Here is a 15,322-nt window from a genome sequence, read left to right as displayed (position 1 = left end):
GCCCTCCGCCCGCCCGGCGCCACCCCGGGCCCGCGGCGACGCGGACACCTTCACACTCTCCGTCAGGTCGAAGGTCCGCGGCCGGCCGGCCGGCCGGTCCGAACCGATCCCCCGTGAGTGCCACGATCGGGTGATGTCCCGGCCCGCCGGTTCGCATCCGGAGTGTTGCGGCCGGACGGGGGAACCGGGGTCACTACGTTGAGGTCGCGGCTCCTCACAGCCGTCTCACCGACGGGCACCGGCCGTGAGGAGCCGAACCGGCGAAGCACCGTTCCAACGCCGTTCCCGTCATGACGCGACGTCACCGACAGCGCCGGGCCACGTCCCGGCCCTCGTACGAGGGAGAATCCGTGATCTCGAAGACCAAGAGGGCCGTCCGCTCCATGGCCATGGCGCTCGCCGCGGCCGCCACGTTCACCGTCGGCCTGCCGAGCGGCGACGCCTTCGCCATCGACCACGTCCAGTGCGACGGCGGCCGCAACGACTTCCTGAAGATCTGGTCGCACCTCAACGGCCGTGACAGCGTCGACTGCTACGCGAACGGCGGGAGGACCGACTTCGGCGGCTGGTGGGTCGACCGGATCTCCACCGGCAACAACGACCTGACCTACTACGACGTGAACGGCGACTCCGTGAGGATCGAGCGCTGGACCGACATCACCTTCCCGAACCGCCCGCCGAGGGTCGCCGCCATCCAGATCGGGTGACACGACACCACCCGGCCACTCCCCACACCGGTGCCGGTCACATCCCCGCAGGGGCGTGACCGGCACCGGCATGCCCGCCCGCCGCTACGGCGCGCTGCGCCGCGACGGGGTCCTGTGCGGCACCGTCACCTACGGCATCGACATGCGCGCTCCCCGCGGCCGGCGGCACCGAACCGGCGCTCCGCGCTCCGCTCTCCTCCGATCAGGCGTCGAGCACCTGGCCGTCGCGCCTGACGACCGGTCCCTGCGTCGACCACGGGAACTCGATCCAGTCGTCGGTCCTCTTCCACACGTACTCGCACTTCACGAGGGAGTGCGACTTCTCGTAGATGACGGCCGACCGGACCTCGGCGACATGGTCGAGGCAGAAGTCGTGCACCAGCCTCAGGGTCTTGCCGGTGTCGGCGACATCGTCGGTGATCAGGACCTTCTTGTCGGTGAAGTCGATCGCGGCGGGCACGGGCGCCAGCATGACGGGCATGTCGAGAGTCGTGCCCACGCCCGTGTAGAACTCGACGTTCACCAGGTGGATGTTCTTGCAGTCCAGCGCGTAGGCGAGACCGCCCGCCACGAACACCCCGCCCCGGGCGATGCTCAGGACGAGGTCGGGCTCGTAGCCGTCGTCGGCGATCGTCTGCGCGAGTTCGCGCACCGCCCGTCCGAAGGTCTGGTAGTCCAAGGTCTCGCGCACATCAGTCACGGCGACCAGTGTCCTGGGCCGCCGCCCGGGCGGCGAGCACCGGCACGCCCGGGGCCGGAAGTGTGGCCTTCCCCACGCCGGCCGCCCCGTCGGTCAGGACCCGGTCGGCGCCTGGACCCCTCCGCCACCGGTCACCCCCCGGAGGCCGCGATCCGGCCCAGCAGGGCGGCGAGCCGCCGGGGCATCGAGAGGAACGGCGAGTGGCCGCTCGCCAGCCGGTGAACCGATCCGGCCCGGGCGGTGAGCTCGTGCTGCCGGGCCGGATCGAGCGCCTGATCGTGCTCACAGACGACGTAGCTGGAGGGCACGGTGCGCCATCCCGCCGTGGTCACCGGCTCGGTGAAGGAACGGACGCTCTGCGGCCGCAGCCGGGCCACGGCCCGCTCCGCCTCGGCCTCGGGAACGTCGGCGAACAGAATGCGCCGCGCGTCCGGGTAGGGAAGGGCCCGGCCGCTGCTGTCGTCCGGCGCGGGCGTGCCGAGAAAGGTGAACATGCTCTCGCCCGCGTCCAGTTGGAACCCCGCCACGTACACCACCCGAACCACGTCGGCGGCATCCGCTACGGCCTCCGTCGCGGGCACCCCACCGTAGGAGTGGGCGACCACCACCACCGGTCCGTCGATGCGCCGCAGGCCGTCCCGGATGGCCCGCGCGTCATCCAGCATGCCGACCGACCGATCGGCAGGGGAGTTGGCACTGGGCAGGTCGACGGCGTGCGACCGCCAACCGTCGCCCCCGAGCGCCTCGCGCACCGGGTCCCAGCACCAAGCCCCGTGCCAGGCCCCGTGAACCAGCAGGAAAGTCGGCCGGTCGGCGTCAACGCCCATGTGCGGCACCTCCGTTGCCCATCGATCACGTCCAGCGCTCCCGACGATACCTTCGGGACCGCGCCGGTCCCGGCGGACGGGCTGCCGCACAGCCGCCTCGCCGACCGACGACCGACGAGCAATGACCGACGACCGATGACCCGGCGCCCGGTTCCTACCGGACACCGGGTCCCCGCCAGTCAGTGGCCCAGCACGCCGCGGATCCAGCCGTCCACAGTGCCGGTCAGGTCGTGCTGCCCGGCCGCATGGTCCAGCAGGAACGTGCGCACCGAGTCGCCGCCGCGGAACATGCCGCGCTTGTCGAACTCCAGCACCACCTCGACCCGGTGCGGGTCGGTGACGAAGGACAGCTCGATCTCGTTGCAGTGCCGGGCGAACCGGGGCGCCGCCTTGTACTCGATCTCCTGGTAGAACGGCAGCGTCTGGCCCGTGCCGTGGATCCGGCCGGCTTCCAGGTCGGCCCGGTGGAAGTGGAAGCCGAGCGCCGCCAGGGCCTCCAGCACCCGCTGCTGCACCGGCAGCGGCTGCACCGCCAGCGGATCGGTGTCCCCGCGGTCCAGCTGGCCGGCGATGTCCACGTCGGTGCGGACCCCGAGCGCCATGCCCGTCAGGTGGTGGCCCCCGATCGCGGTCAGCGGCGTCTCCCACGGCACGGGCAGGGCGAACGGGACGGCGCGCTGCTCCCCGGCGGCCAGCCGCAGCGGGCCGCAGACCTGCGCCCGGGCGAACTCCTTGACGGTGTGGCTCTCGCCGTCCCCGTGCTCGACCTCGACCCGGGCGGCCAGGCAGAGCGTGATGCCGTTGATCTCGGCGTCCCGGCTGCCGCCGACCAGGTCGACCTGGCCGTGCACGGTGCCGCCGGGATGGACGGTCGGGGTGGACAGCACCGTGTCGACGGTGGGTCCACCGACGCCCAGGGCGCCGAGAAGCCGCTTGAACACCATCCGGGAGCACTCCTCACAGAACCGGGGACCGAGCGCACCGATCCTACTTTGCCTGCGCTTTACCGCAGGCCGGCCCCATCCGGCCGCACCCGGCCGCACCCCGGCATCCGCCCGCACCCGCGTCGCCCCTCCCGTCGCCGGCGTGCCCGGCCGTCCAACGACAGGCCCCGGAGGGACGCGTGAGCCGACGACGCGGACACGGCAGACCCCGGTCGATCACCTTCCGCGAGATCGCCGTCACCATTGGTTAACGTGTCGGCGGGTTTCTCGTTGCCGTCGCACGACCGACCGAGAGCGGGAGAAGGATGCGGACCGGAACTCCCAGCCGTGAAGAGCGCCACGACGCGCAGCCGAGAATCTGGCACAACGCACTGTCACCACAGGACTGCCGCGCCGCCGTCGAGGCCATGGCCCGGTCCGCCGCCATCGCCGGCCCGGTGCTGCGCCGCAGCAACGACGTGGTCGACCTGAGCATGCGCAGCTGCTCGGAGCACCTGCCCGCGCCCGAGGCGGCGAAGCCCGTCGTCACCGCCATGCGGGAGGTCGCACGGAAGACGATCCAGGACGGGGGATGGCGACGGGTCGCCCTGGACGGCCCGAAGTTCTGCAGCTACGCCGAGCGCGGACTCTTCCGCGCCCACCGGGACAGCTCCGACGACCCGCTGGACCCGGCCGTCGTCCGCCGTCGACGGCTGACGATCGTCTGCCTGCTGAACGACGCGACACCCCGCGACGGCCTCCCGTCCTTCGACGGCGGAGCGCTGGTCCTCCACGTCCCGCGGCCCGACGGCACCGTGGCCCCCGAGAACATCCGGCTCGAAGCCGGCTCCATCGTCACCTTCCGCTCCGACGTGCTGCACGAGGTGCGCCCGGTGCGCACCGGCGTGCGGTACTCGGCGGTGGCATGGCTCTACCACCTGGACGACAGCAGCACCAGCGAGGAGAAACGATGAACAACCTCCACGACGAGCTGAACGACCGTCTGGAACTGCGGATCACCACCGACCCCCTCGGCGAGTACCGGCCGGAGCTGTCCCGGTTCCTCAGACAGCTCGGCCTCGGGCACCTGCTCGACGAGGTCCTGGTCCCGCTCACGGCGAGAGCCCGCACCAGGACCGCCGTGGCCTTCGAAGAACGCCCGTGGCCGCCGTCCGGCATCGGTGCGAGGACCCTGCGCGGCACGGCGGTGGCAGTGGTCGGCGACAACGGGCAGGCGCTGCTCACCCCGGCGTTCCTCTCCGTACGGGACGCCACCAACGTGGGGCTGGCAGCGGCGATGACGAAGTTCCTCCTCGAGGACCTGACGGGCGCGGGCGTGGAATGGGTGTCCCTGTTCGTCAACGAGCAGTCGGCGGTCGTCTCCGGCGAGCTCACCGACGTCGGCTTCGTACCCCGGCAGGCCCGGGTCCTGACCGACAGGAGCGAGTTCACGGCGTACTCGGCGAGCCCGCCCGCGGTGCTGAAGGAACTCGGCCTGGACACCACCCGTCTCGGCGACGCGCTGGCCCTCAACCTCGACCGGGCCCGGATCTCCCGCCTCACGGGGTTCCACCTCGCACTCGCGGCGGGCATCGCACCGCACTGGGCCGGCGACACGCGGTGGGCCGAGGTGTTCCCCGGGTTCGACGAACTCCTGATGACGTCGCCGCCCGGCGGCATCACGGGCACCCCGGGACCCGCGATCGGCATCGGAGACGAGCCCGTCGAATGACCCCGGTCATCGACGTCTTCATCCGCTCGTACCACCGGGACCGGCAGTGGCTGGACCTGGCGCTGCGGTCCGTCGCCCTGTTCGTCTCGGGCCACCGCCAGGTCGTCGTGGTCGTGCCGCGCTCCAGCCTCGAACGCATGGAGCCGTCGGCGATCGAGTCGACGGGCGCCCGCCTGTCCACCTGCCGCGACTACGCCGACGACTACCTCGGCCAGCAGATCACCAAGCTCAACGCGGACCGCTACACGGACGCGGACATGATCCTGCACCTGGACTCGGACCAGGTGTTCACGGCGCCCTGCGAGCTGACGGCCCGCCTGTTCGACCGCGGCCGGCCGCGGATGGCCTTCGACTCGGGCGGCACCCGGCCGGAGTCGGACGGCTGGCGGCGGTGCCCGACCGCCTTCTACGGCGAACCGGTGCGGCCCGACGTGACCGAGCCGCCGCCCCTGATCGTCCCCCGGCACGTGTACGCCGGGCTCCGCGCCCACTGCCGGGACGCGCACGGCCAGTCGATCGGCGACTACGCGCACGCCGCCGGGTTCGGCGGGTTCTGCGAGTTCGCGCTGCTGCGCGGCTTCGCCCTGACCCGGGAACCGGAGCGGTACACCTGGGTGGACACCGCCCGGCAGGGCCGGCTGCTGCCGGAGTGCCGAAGCTTCTGGAGCCGCGCCCGGACACCCGCCTCGGTGGCCGGCAGCCTGCCGCCCGAGCTCACCGCCGCCGGTCCGCAACCCACCGCCCCACCGCAGCGGTGACGCCGGCATGCGCTCCTCGGTGCCCGTCTCCGTCGTCGTCTGCGCCTACCAGGAGGGTGACCGGGTCGCCGAGACCGTCCGGTCGGTGGCGAGCGCGAGCGTGCGGCCGCGCCAGCTCGTCCTCGTCGACGACGGCAGCACGGACGGCGGCTGCGAGCGCGACTGGCCGCCGTGGGTGCGGACCCTGCGCGGGGAGCACGTCGGCGTGGCCGCGGCCCGCAACCGCGGCGCGCGGGCCGCCGACCAACCGGTCCTCGTCTTCCTCGACGCCCACTGCGCGGTGGACGACCGGTGGCTGACACCGCTCGTGGCCGCGCTCGACCGCACGCCGGACGCGCTCGTCGGCCCCGCGGTGCGGGACGCCTCCGACAGCCGCTTCGTGGGCTGCGGGGCCGAACTCGTGGACGCCCTGCTGACCTACCGCTGGCGCCCGGCGACCGGGCCCGCACCCGGCGAGGTCGGTCTCCTCCCGGGCGGCTGCCTGGCGGTCGTCCGCGACCGCTTCCTCGCGGAGGGAGGCTTCGCGGCCTTCAGCGGATTCGGGCTGGAGGACGTCGAACTGGCCCTGCGGTGGTGGCGCGCGGGACGCCCCTCGCTCGGCGTCCCCGAAGCCGTCGTCACCCACCGCTTCCGCACCCTCCCGCCGTACCGGCCCGAGCAGCAGCCGTGGCTCCAGAACATCCTGCGCACCGGCCTCGTCCACCTGCCCGGCCCGCACCTGCGGGCCACCGTCCTGGCCTGCGCACGCTTCTCCACCTTCCCCGGCGCCATCGCCACCGTCCTCGCCGAGCCCTGGGCGGCGACACAGCAGCGGCTCCTCGCCACCGAACTGCGGCCCATCGCCGACTACCTCGACCAGTGGGCACCCCGGGCCTTCGCCCCCTGAGACCGGACCCACCAGCCACCAGCCGCCGGCCGCCCGGCGCGCGACCGCGAAGGACGCCATCCACGACCGGCGACCCGGGGCCCGTTCCGGCTCCGGCCGTCCTCGCCGGTGATGTTCTCCATGCCGCCGGCGGACTCCTGTCCGGCGGATCGGTCATCGGATGCTGACGTTCCGTGATGCTCGCGGAACCCGACGGCGTACACGACACGCAGGCACCGCGGCCCCGGCGCGCCAGCCGAAGTTATGCGGTCATCGTGTTGCTCATATGCGGCGAAAGATGATGCGCATCAAGAGGCTGTCTATGCTACCTATTCCGTCAGGAGGTATGTGATGTCCGAGATCTACGCGGCGGTGGACGCGCTGCTGGCCAAGGCCCGGGACGGCGGCGACCTGCCGGAACCGGCCGAGCGGGAACGGCTGCGCAAGGCCGCCGGCCTGACCCAGATCGAGGTCGCCGAGGCCTTGAAGACCCGGCGGGAGACGTTCGCCAAGTGGGAGAACGGCGCCGCTCAGCCGCGGGCCCCCAAACGCGGTGCCTACGCCTTCCTGCTCGCGGGCCTGGCCGACATCCACGGCACCCAGGGCCCGGACGGCTGGCTCACCCTCGCCCGACAGGCCCGCCCCCTCGACACCGGCACCAGCACCGACGCCACGGAAGGGAAGTGACACCCTGATGGACCGCAAGACGTACACCGCCGAGCTCGCCGGTCTGCGCGAGCTGCGCACCGGGATCGCGGCCGCCGAGAAGCAGGTCGCGGCCGCGCAGAAGGAGCTGGACAAGCTCACCGCCCAGCGCTCGCGCCGGGTCGCCGGGCTCGCGGGGTACGAGGGGGCCCAGGCGCCGGCCATCGCGAAGGCCTCCGGGCTGTCGGTCGGCGACGTCGTGCGGATCGCGCCGCTGCTGGACCCGACCCCGGCCGCCGTCCGCGCCGTCAAGGCCGAGGACCAGGCCGCGCCCGCGCCCGTCGAGGCGCCGAAGGCCGAGCCGGTCGCCGCGTCCGTGAGCGCGGTCGCCCCGGCGCTGGCCCGGCCCGCCGCCGTCGCCGAGCAGCCTGCCCCCGTTGCCGCCTCGGTCGCGTCGGTCGCGTCGGTCGAGTCGGCCGTCTCGGTCGCTCCGGTCGCTGCCCCGGCGCGTCCGGTGGTCGAGGCCGGTCCGCGCGAACTGCCCACCCTCCCCGAGGGCCCGGCCGGCGCGCGCTTCGAAGCGGTGACGACCGGTCTGCTCTCCAAGCGCCCGAACTTCGTCCAGCAGGCCCGCTCCACGGTGTTCCTGGACGCCACGACCGGCGACCTCGCGGTGCGCGACCGCGTGGTGCGCCTCGACCTCGGCGCCCGCACCCCGGGCGAGATCCTGGACGCCGTCCTCGCCACCGCGCCCGGCACGGAGCGGATCTACCTCACCGCCGGCGCCCCCTGGCACGACGGCGCCGAGCGCTACAGCACGCTCAAGGACGCCGTCGCCGCCTGGCTGAACACCCCGTCCGAGCGGTGGACCACCGCGGTCGGCTCCGGCCGCGACAAGCTCGCCGGCCACTTCGTCCACCAGCGCCAGCCCGTCGGCCGCTACGCCCCCGCGGCCGCCCCGGACAGCGCCGGCACCGAGATCCGCTCCATGGGGGAGTGGTTCGACCCCGACGGCGCCGACGTCGTCACCTGCCGCCAGGCGTTCACGCTGCTGTGGCAGGCGCTGCGCCGCCACTGGGACGACGCCGTCCTGATGGGCTCGCCGTCGCAGACCGGCCGGGACCTGTGGTCGCGCACCGTCCCCACCACCGGGAAGTGGGCCGGGGGATACCCGGTCCTCTCCGAGGAACTGCGCGGCCTGCTGCACGCCACCGGCGGCCAGGGCCGCACCGAGCTGATCCTGCCCCCGCGCGTCCCGGAGCAGCTGCCCGCCCTGGTCGAGTACGACCGCACCTTCGCCTACGCCAAGCACCTGTGGAAGTCCCCGGTCGGCACCCCGCGCCGTATCACCGCGGCCGCGTTCGCGGCGATGAGCGAGGCCGAGCAGACCAAGGCCCTGATGTCCTGCTCGCACTGGAACATCCGTGTGACCGTCCCGGCCGGGTGGAACCACGTCGGCCTGCTCCCCGCCCCGGTCACCGGGGACCGCGCCTGGACCTACCCGTCCGAGCCCGGCGCGACGTTCACGACGTGGGCGGGCGGCGCGGAGATCCACCTCGCGCTGTCCAACCACCTGATGCCGTGGCGGATCGAGATCCTCGGCGGCCTGCTCTTCGAGGACGGCAAGCCCCTCGACGAGTGGGGCAAGCGGTTGAAGGCGGCCTGGGCGGACCTGACCAACCTCTCGAAGCTGCACGCCGACGAGCGGCAGCGGCAGGCCGCCTACCTCGCCTCCCGCGCCGTCCGGTCGGTGCTGCTGTTCGGCCTGGGCGGCTTCGCCCAGCGCCCGCGCCTGGTCTCCGGCACCACCCCGATCGGCGAGGCGCTCCCGGCCGGGGTCGAGATCCTCGGCCAGGACAGCGAGGTGGTCACCTGGCAGCGACAGGCCGGCTTCTCCCGCGACCCGTACGCGCACCCGGAATGGGCGGCCTACGTGTGGTCCGGCGCCCGCGCGGCGCTGCTGGACATGAAGTACCGCCAGGGCAAGGACATCATCGCCCACGCCGGCGCCCTGCACGCCAAGCCCGGCACGGTCGTCTACTTCGGCACCGACGGCATCGCCCTGACCGAGCGCCAGCCCTGGCCCTACCGGGGCGAGCCGGGCGACTACCTCCTCAAGGGCCACCTCACCGGCCCCGTCGAGCACCCGACCAGCCAGGAGCAGTACCTCAAGCTGCGCGGCCTCGGCCGCGCCGAACTCGCGCGGACGGGGGCCGACCAGTGAGCCCGGCCGACCCGGACAACCCGAACGAGGCCGCGAGGCTGACCCAGGAGCTGATCGACCACGGCTACACCAAGCGCCAGGTCGCCAGGATGCTCGGCCGCGACGCCTCGCTCGTCTCCCAGTTCTTCACCAAGGGCAAGGGCAAGGCGTTCGTGAACGCGCTGCGCCAGATCCTGCGCGCGGTGCGCGGCGGCGAACGCGACACCGAGGCACTCGGCGCCGTCGCCCGGGAGAACATGGAACGGCGCCGCACGAAGACCGGACAGAAGGCCCGAGTACGCGGCAAGGACGTCGTGGGCGAGGCGGGCGGCAGCATGGCCGGCCGCGCCGGGAAGCAGGCCATCAAGTCCGGCGCCTCCCACCTCGCGCCCGTGGTCCACGCCACCGGCCAGGCCGGAGGCCGCCTCGCCTTCACCGTCCGGATGAAAGCCGACCAGTACGTCTACGGCGCGGGCTCGGAGAAGGACTCCGGAGGCATCCGCCGCGGCTTCATCCCCCGCGCGGACGGCACGGAGGAACGCACCTACGGCTCCGCCTCCACCGGCGGGTTCGACGCCGCCGAGTGGTCCCAGCGGGTCGCCGACCACCACGGCGACGTCACCGAGGCCATGCGCGACTGGCTGGTGGAGACCGGCCGCGCCGTCGAGGACGCCGACATCGCCTACCTCGAAGTCCGCGGCTGGATCCCCGAGAGCCAGGAGGACCGGCCGGCCTCTTGTGACTGAGCGCTTCAGTTGGCGGATGAGCGATCGAGTTGGCGGGTGTGGGAAGCCGCTCGACCGCCGGCCATCGCCCCGTTTCGACTGCCTCCGACAGCCCACGCGCCTGTCGGAGGCCTGGCTACCCGTCCCTGGCTTCGGTGACGCGCGTCACACACGAATCCTGTCAGCCATCGGGGCGCTGTCTCGTTCAAGGGGCACGCGAATTCAAGGGGCGCGCGAACGAGACAGGAGCAACACCATGAAGCACCGCATCGTCGTACTCGGTGCCGGATACGCCGGGGCCTTCGCCGCCGGGAATCTGGCCCGCCGGCTCTCTCCGGCCGATACCGAGATCACCGTCGTCAACGCCGTACCCGACTTCGTCGAGCGGATGCGACTTCACCAGCTCGCGGTCGGCCAGGACCTCGCGTTCCGCAAGCTCGCCGACGTGTTCGCGGGCACCGGGGTTCGGCTGCGCCTGGCGCGCGTCACCGGTGTCGACCCTGACGCCAGGACCGTCGCCGTGACAAGCGAGGACGGCCACGGCGAGCTCGCGTACGACACGCTGCTCTACACGCTTGGCAGCTCCGTAGCCCACCACGGCGTCCCCGGCGTGGCCGAGTACGGCTTCGATGTGACCGGCCTGCGGTCGGCGCTGCGTTTGCGCGAACGCCTGGCCGGACTGAGCGAGGGCGGCACGGTGCTGGTCGTCGGTGAGGGACTGACCGGCATCGAGACCGCGACCGAGTTCGCCGAGTCCCGGCCCGACCTCTCGGTCGCGCTGGCCGCCCGCGGCGAGCTGGGTTCCTGGCTCTCCCCGAAGGCCCGCCGCCACCTGCGCCGGGCGTTCGACCGGCTCGGCGTCGTCGTCCACGAGCACACCGGCATCGAAGCAGTCGAGCAGGTACGGGCGATCGCCACCGACGGTAGGTCCATCCCCGCCGATGTGACTGTCTGGTCGGCCGGGTTCGCGGTCTCCCCCATCGCGGCCGCAAGTGGCTTGGAGGTCACCGAGACCGGCCGGATCGTGGTCGACCGCACGATGCGCTCGGTCTCCCACCCGGACGTCTACGCCGCCGGTGACTGCGCCTACGCGATCGGGGAAAACGGCCGGCCGATGCCGATGTCCTGTGCCTCGGCGGGCTTCACCAATATGCAGGCGACCGCCGCGATCATCGCGCGCCTGACGGACAGCAAGGTCCCGACGGTCGGGCTGAAGTACTACGGCAACCACATCAGCCTGGGGCGGCGGGACGCGATCTTCCAGATGGTGGACGGGGACGTCCGGTCGAAGTCCTGGTACCTGGGCGGCCGGACCGCCGCGCGGCTCAAGTCAGGTGTACTCAAGGGGTCCGGGTGGAGCATCGCCCACCCGACCTTCGGAATGCCGACGCGCAGGCGCAACCTGGTCACCGTGCCCGGCCGGCCCGGCATGAAGGCCGCAGCCTAGGCTGCTCCGCATGGACAGCGCAGCCATCGATCGGTTCGAGGCCAGCCGGCGCCGGCTGGCCTCGCTCGCGTACCGTCTGCTCGGCTCGGCCGCCGATGCCGAGGACGCCGTGCAGGACACGTACCTGCGCTGGCAGGCCGCAGACCGCGAACGGGTCGAGGTACCGGAAGCGTGGCTGACCAGGGTCGTCACCAATCTCTGCCTCGACCGGCTCCGCTCGGCACAGGCGCGCCATGAGCGCGCTGTGGGCGCCTGGCTGCCCGAGCCCCTCCTCGAGGGCGACCCGATGCTCGGCCCCGCCGACACCTTCGAGCAGCGTGAATCGGTGTCCTTGGCCGTACTGACCCTCATGGAACGCCTCTCGCCGGTCGAGCGGGCCGCATACGTCCTGCGCGAGGCCTTCTCGTACCCGCACGCCGAGATCGCCGGCTTCCTCGGCATCACCGAGTCCGCGAGCCAGCAGCATGTCCACCGGGCCCGCCGCCGGATCGCCGCCGAGCGCCGTGGCGGCGACGAGGTGGACCCGGCGTTCGCGCGCCGGATCGTAGAGGAGTTCCTTGTTGCGGCCACGTCGGGGCGCACCGAACGGCTGGTGGCGCTGCTCACCGCCGATGCGACCGTGATCTCGGACGGCGCCGGACTGGCCAGGCGGCTGCTGCGGTACGAGACGCGCGAACGCGTCGCTTCCTATGCGCGGGCCGGCTTCAAGCCCACTGCGGCGAAGCGGCGGCTGGCTGGCGGTTCCCCCGCGTTCCATATCGCGCTGGTCAACGGCTCCCCGGCCGTCCTCGCCGTGATTGACGACCGGGTCGTGGGCGCCGGGGTGTTCGAGGTCAGCGACGGCAAGGTGGCGTCCCTGTACGGCATCGCCGCCACGGATCGACTCGCACGCCTCGACGAGGCCTGGCGGCAGTACGAGTCCGACGCGCCGGCTGTCCACACATGGTGACCAGAGCCACCTGCCCCTACGCCGCGCAGCAGCGAACCACGCCTCTACCAGCGCTTATGCAATCCCTGGCGCACAGGACACCGCGCCCTCCAGGCCAGACCAACCAAACCGGATTCGCTGGTCATCTCCGCTGACATCCTGCCCGGCCAACGCTCAACTCGCCAAGTGAAGCGCTCAGTCGCACCTCTCCCCATCCATGACCTGGCCCGGGGGAGAGGCCGCCTGCCCCGCCCCTCCCACAGCCCCGCCCGCCCCGCCGAGCCGCCTCAGCATCCGAAGGAGAAGCACCGCCGTGGAGACCACCGCCGCCACCGCCGAGCAGGACGTGCCGGCCGCTCCGTGCGCCCAGGCCGAGCCACCGCTCCCGTCCCAGCCGACCGGCACCGCCGTGAACCCGCTGCCGCTGCACCGGTTCCAGAAGGACGCGGTGGCCGCCGCGGTGCGCGAGGTGAAGGACGGCGGCCGCGCGACCGTTATCGCGGCGACGGGCTCCGGCAAGACCCTGATCGCCGCCGGCTGCGCCCGGCGCCTGGCCGCTCGGGGCCGGGTGCTGGTGCTGGTACCGACGATCGAGCTGCTGGAACAGACCGCCGAGGCGTGGTCGCTGCGCGGCGGGCGCCGGGGCCTGGCGGTGGCGGCGTGCTCGCGCGAGGAGGCGCTGGAGAGCGCGGAGGCCGGCGGCCGCATCCACGCCCAGGTGTCAACGCAGGCCGCCCGGATCGCCGATCTGGTCGCCGGCTCCCCGAAAGGCCGGCCGGTCACCGTGTACGCCACCTACGCGAGCCTGGAGCGCATCGTCCAGGCCCACCAGCTGTGCGGACTGCCCGCGTGGGACCTGGTCGTCATCGACGAGGCCCACCGCACCGCCGGTTCGGAGGGCAAGGCCTGGGCCGCGGTCCACGACGACGCCCAGGTCCCCGCCGCGCGCCGGCTGTACTTCACCGCGACCCCGCGGATCGCGGACGACCGGCGCGCGAAGGACGGCCTGGCCGACCTCGCCGACGCCGACGGCCAGGCGCTGCCCGCCCTCTGCTCCATGGACGACGAGTCCATCTACGGCACAACCGTGTTCACCTGGACCCTCGGCCAGGGCATCGAACACGGCTACCTCGCCGACTACCGCGTCCTGGTCCCCGTCGTCACCGACGAAGACCTGCGCGAGCTGCTCAACCTCCCCGCCGTCGCCGACCTGCGCTCCCAGCGCACCAACGAGGAACTCCTGCGCCTGGCCCTGCAGATCGCGGTGCTGCGCGCCGTCGCCGACCTCGGCCTGCGCCGCGTCATCACCTTCCACTCCCGGGTGTCCGCAGCGCGCGAGTTCGCGAACACCCTGCCGGACGCCTCCCAGCTGCTGGAGGACGCGGAGCGCCCCGAGCGGATCTGGGCGAAGGCGGTGGCCGGCACCGACCGCCTCAAGGACCGCCGCGCCGCGTTCACCGACTTCAAGGCCCACACCGGCGAGGACGGCGAGGAGTGCGGCATCCTCGCCAACGCCCGCCTGCTCTCCGAAGGCATCGACGTCGCCGCCGTGGACGCCATCTGCTTCGCAGACCCGAAGTCGAGCGTGATCGACATCGTCCAGGCCGTCGGCCGCGCACTGCGCCAGTCCTACCGCCAGGGCAAGGTGTCCTGGGTCATCATCCCGGTCCACCTCCCGGCCCCGGACGTCGGCGACGACACCGCCACCGCGCACCCGGCCGAGGTCCACGACGCCGGCGAGGCCCTGAAGGCCGAGGCCGACACCGAGATCGAGGCCGGCTCCTTCCGCACCATCTGGCGCGTCCTGCGCGCCCTCGCCGCGCACGACGCCCGAGTGGTCGGCCGGATCACCGAGCTGCGCGCCCACCGCTCCCAGGGCACCGCGCACACCACCGCGGCCGAGACGGTCCAGGGCGAGGCCGCCTCGGCCGGGGAGGGCGAGCAGCAGCCGGCCCCGGTCGAGTCGCCGATCGAGTGGCTCAAGATCGACGCCCGGCAGCACGCCGCCCGGATCCTCCAGACCGTCAAGCTCCGCGCCTTCAACCCGCGCGCGGTCGAGTGGCAGCGGATGCACGCCGTCGCCGCGGTCTTCCACCTCCAGCACGGCCACCTCGACCCCACCGACAAGACGAAGCACGCCGAGCTGATCTCCTGGCTCACCCGCCAGCGCCACCTCCACGGCCGGCACCTGCTCGACCCCGCCCGCGTCAGCGAGCTGAACGCGCTCGGCATGATCTGGTCCAAGAACGCCAACGCCTGGGAACGCGGCCACGCCTACGCCAAGGCCTTCCACCACCAGCACGGCCACCTGGCGATCCCCGCCACCGCGAAGCTCGACGACCACGCGGTCGGCGCGTGGATGCGCCGCCAGCGCAAGGCCGACAACCTCACCCCCGACCAGGCCGCCAAGCTCACCGCGCTGGACGAGCTGTGGCGCCTGGAGCCGGACTGGAACCGCTCCTACCGCCGCCTGCTCACCTACCTCGCCGCCGGCGGAACCCTCACCGGCCCCGCCAACCGCACCGGCCTCGGCGACGACCCCGCCTTCCGCCCCGGCACCTGGCTGCGCAAGCAGGACAAGGCCCGCACCGAGGGCAAGCTGACCGACCAGCAGACCGCGCTCCTGGACGCCCTCCACCGGCACACCGAGACCGTCGCCGGCTGACCCGCCCCGCACACCCCGCCGCCCCGCTCCCGGAGGCCACCACACGATGACTGACCCACCCCGGCCCGTCCACCGCGGCATCGCCCAAGCCCCGCCGAACGGTGCCTGAACCGCTGCCAGCGGGATGCCAGCGCTCTGCCAGTGAGGTGCGGAACTGTCGGACGTGCCGGGCGGTGCGCCGCGACCGAGGAGCGCGA

General features: G+C 73.0%; 14 protein-coding genes. 11 read left to right on the top strand and 3 right to left on the bottom strand.

What is annotated here, in order from left to right:
* The first annotated feature begins 350 nt into the window (after nucleotides 1-350).
* Nucleotides 351-707, top strand: coding sequence for a beta/gamma crystallin domain-containing protein (locus ACIQ87_RS33630; protein WP_402414352.1), 357 nt, complete (start codon nucleotides 351-353; stop codon nucleotides 705-707).
* A 202-nt stretch (nucleotides 708-909) separates the two neighbouring features.
* Here ACIQ87_RS33630 and ACIQ87_RS33625 read toward each other — a convergent pair whose 3' ends face one another.
* The 3 genes from ACIQ87_RS33625 to ACIQ87_RS33615 form a co-directional block, all read right to left on the bottom strand.
* Nucleotides 910-1,407 carry a phosphoribosyltransferase gene (locus tag ACIQ87_RS33625; RefSeq protein ID WP_402414349.1) on the bottom strand — a complete coding sequence of 166 codons (498 nt, stop codon included), beginning with the start codon at nucleotides 1,405-1,407 and terminating at the stop codon, nucleotides 910-912.
* A 131-nt stretch (nucleotides 1,408-1,538) separates the two neighbouring features.
* On the bottom strand, nucleotides 1,539-2,234 hold the full coding sequence (locus tag ACIQ87_RS33620; protein WP_402414347.1) for an alpha/beta fold hydrolase: 696 nt from the start codon (nucleotides 2,232-2,234) through the stop codon (nucleotides 1,539-1,541).
* A gap of 179 nt (nucleotides 2,235-2,413) precedes the next feature.
* The gene (locus ACIQ87_RS33615; protein WP_402414345.1) at nucleotides 2,414-3,178 is read right to left on the bottom strand and encodes a sporulation protein; all 765 of its coding nucleotides are present in this window, start codon (nucleotides 3,176-3,178) and stop codon (nucleotides 2,414-2,416) included.
* A 305-nt stretch (nucleotides 3,179-3,483) separates the two neighbouring features.
* On the opposite strand from ACIQ87_RS33615, the gene ACIQ87_RS33610 reads away from it, so the two are divergent.
* From ACIQ87_RS33610 to ACIQ87_RS33565, 10 genes are all read left to right on the top strand, one after another.
* On the top strand, nucleotides 3,484-4,131 hold the full coding sequence (locus ACIQ87_RS33610) for a 2OG-Fe(II) oxygenase (protein WP_402414342.1): 648 nt from the start codon (nucleotides 3,484-3,486) through the stop codon (nucleotides 4,129-4,131).
* Nucleotides 4,128-4,889, top strand: a complete 762-nt coding sequence (locus tag ACIQ87_RS33605; protein ID WP_402414339.1) for a hypothetical protein — start codon at nucleotides 4,128-4,130, stop codon at nucleotides 4,887-4,889. Before ACIQ87_RS33610 ends, ACIQ87_RS33605 begins: the two co-directional genes overlap by 4 nt.
* Complete coding sequence (locus ACIQ87_RS33600) at nucleotides 4,886-5,647, top strand: hypothetical protein (protein WP_402414336.1); 762 nt, start codon at nucleotides 4,886-4,888, stop codon at nucleotides 5,645-5,647. The genes ACIQ87_RS33605 and ACIQ87_RS33600 overlap by 4 nt, the downstream gene beginning before the upstream one ends.
* Before the next feature lie 7 nt (nucleotides 5,648-5,654).
* Nucleotides 5,655-6,533 (top strand): glycosyltransferase, encoded by an 879-nt coding sequence (locus ACIQ87_RS33595; protein ID WP_402414333.1) that lies wholly within the window; start codon nucleotides 5,655-5,657, stop codon nucleotides 6,531-6,533.
* Nucleotides 6,534-6,863: 330 nt separating this feature from the next.
* Nucleotides 6,864-7,199, top strand: coding sequence for a helix-turn-helix domain-containing protein (locus ACIQ87_RS33590; RefSeq protein ID WP_392923814.1), 336 nt, complete (start codon nucleotides 6,864-6,866; stop codon nucleotides 7,197-7,199).
* A 7-nt stretch (nucleotides 7,200-7,206) separates the two neighbouring features.
* Nucleotides 7,207-9,381 (top strand): hypothetical protein, encoded by a 2,175-nt coding sequence (locus ACIQ87_RS33585; RefSeq protein WP_402414329.1) that lies wholly within the window; start codon nucleotides 7,207-7,209, stop codon nucleotides 9,379-9,381.
* Nucleotides 9,378-10,106, top strand: a complete 729-nt coding sequence (locus tag ACIQ87_RS33580) for a helix-turn-helix domain containing protein (RefSeq protein WP_402414327.1) — start codon at nucleotides 9,378-9,380, stop codon at nucleotides 10,104-10,106. Before ACIQ87_RS33585 ends, ACIQ87_RS33580 begins: the two co-directional genes overlap by 4 nt.
* 235 nt (nucleotides 10,107-10,341) lie before the next feature.
* Entirely contained in the window at nucleotides 10,342-11,532 is a 1,191-nt protein-coding gene (locus ACIQ87_RS33575) for an NAD(P)/FAD-dependent oxidoreductase (protein WP_402414325.1), read from the top strand.
* Nucleotides 11,533-11,542: 10 nt separating this feature from the next.
* Nucleotides 11,543-12,481 (top strand): sigma-70 family RNA polymerase sigma factor, encoded by a 939-nt coding sequence (locus tag ACIQ87_RS33570; protein ID WP_402414323.1) that lies wholly within the window; start codon nucleotides 11,543-11,545, stop codon nucleotides 12,479-12,481.
* Nucleotides 12,482-12,773: 292 nt separating this feature from the next.
* Nucleotides 12,774-15,125, top strand: coding sequence for a Helicase associated domain protein (locus tag ACIQ87_RS33565; protein WP_402414321.1), 2,352 nt, complete (start codon nucleotides 12,774-12,776; stop codon nucleotides 15,123-15,125).
* The last annotated feature ends 197 nt before the right edge of the window (nucleotides 15,126-15,322 follow it).

It is taken from the genome of Kitasatospora sp. NPDC096204, assembly GCF_044763205.1.
GTDB lineage: Bacteria > Actinomycetota > Actinomycetes > Streptomycetales > Streptomycetaceae > Kitasatospora.
Note: the sequence above shows the minus strand (reverse complement) of the source record. Positions and strands in the feature narration are given on the sequence as shown.

Excerpts from the sequence above, each read along its gene's own strand:
- ACIQ87_RS33595 (WP_402414333.1), top strand. The coding sequence starts at position 5,655 with ATGCGCTCCTCGGTGCCCGTCTCCGTCGTCGTCTGCGCCTACCAGGAG.
- ACIQ87_RS33620 (WP_402414347.1), bottom strand. The coding sequence starts at position 2,234 with ATGGGCGTTGACGCCGACCGGCCGACTTTCCTGCTGGTTCACGGGGCC.
- ACIQ87_RS33570 (WP_402414323.1), top strand. The coding sequence starts at position 11,543 with ATGGACAGCGCAGCCATCGATCGGTTCGAGGCCAGCCGGCGCCGGCTG.
- ACIQ87_RS33615 (WP_402414345.1), bottom strand. The coding sequence starts at position 3,178 with ATGGTGTTCAAGCGGCTTCTCGGCGCCCTGGGCGTCGGTGGACCCACC.
- ACIQ87_RS33590 (WP_392923814.1), top strand. The coding sequence starts at position 6,864 with ATGTCCGAGATCTACGCGGCGGTGGACGCGCTGCTGGCCAAGGCCCGG.
- ACIQ87_RS33605 (WP_402414339.1), top strand. The coding sequence starts at position 4,128 with ATGAACAACCTCCACGACGAGCTGAACGACCGTCTGGAACTGCGGATC.
- ACIQ87_RS33600 (WP_402414336.1), top strand. The coding sequence starts at position 4,886 with ATGACCCCGGTCATCGACGTCTTCATCCGCTCGTACCACCGGGACCGG.
- ACIQ87_RS33575 (WP_402414325.1), top strand. The coding sequence starts at position 10,342 with ATGAAGCACCGCATCGTCGTACTCGGTGCCGGATACGCCGGGGCCTTC.
- ACIQ87_RS33585 (WP_402414329.1), top strand. The coding sequence starts at position 7,207 with ATGGACCGCAAGACGTACACCGCCGAGCTCGCCGGTCTGCGCGAGCTG.
- ACIQ87_RS33610 (WP_402414342.1), top strand. The coding sequence starts at position 3,484 with ATGCGGACCGGAACTCCCAGCCGTGAAGAGCGCCACGACGCGCAGCCG.